Annotated in this window: 1 protein-coding gene; it reads left to right on the forward strand. The window is 64.4% G+C overall.

Annotated features, from left to right (window positions below):
- Nucleotides 1-47: 47 nt before the first annotated feature.
- A partial coding sequence (locus VQ044_RS25545; RefSeq protein WP_331827926.1) for an IS6 family transposase occupies nucleotides 48-587 on the forward strand: 540 nt, incomplete at its 3' end.

Consider the following 587-nt stretch of genomic DNA (forward strand, 5'->3'; position numbering starts at 1 on the left):
TTGACACGTTAGCTGGATCCGAAGCGAAAGCGGAGTAGGATAGGGGGATGTCGAGCATCAGCTATAGCCGCCATCGTTTCCCGCCCGAGATCATCCAGCACGCCGTCTGGCTGTATTTCCGCTTCCCGCTGAGCTACCGCAATGTCGAGGACCTGCTCGCCGAACGCGGTGTCGAGGTCTCCTACGAAACCGTCAGGCGCTGGGCGCTGAAGTTCGGGATGCTGTCCGCACGCAAGCTGCGCCGGCCGCGGCAGCGGCCGAGCAGACGCTGGCACCTCGACGAGGTGTTGGTCTCGATCGGTGGCAAGCCCATGTATCTGTGGCGGGCCGTCGATGACGAGGATGAGGTGCTCGACATTCTGGTCCAGGCCAGGCGGGACAAGCGTTCGGCGCTCAGGCTGATGCGGAAATTACTGAAGAAGCATGGCGCTGCGCCGGAGCACTGGATCACCGACAAGCTGCCCTCCTATGGTGCCGCCCTGCGGCAACTCGGGGCGAACAGGCGCCATGTGACGGGCGGCCGATTGAACACCCGCGCGGAGAACTCGCATCTGCCGGTGCGGCAACGGGAGCGACGGATGCAGCGC

The sequence above is a fragment of the Aurantimonas sp. C2-5-R2 genome, from assembly GCF_036549495.1.
Classification (GTDB): domain Bacteria; phylum Pseudomonadota; class Alphaproteobacteria; order Rhizobiales; family Rhizobiaceae; genus Aurantimonas; species Aurantimonas coralicida_A.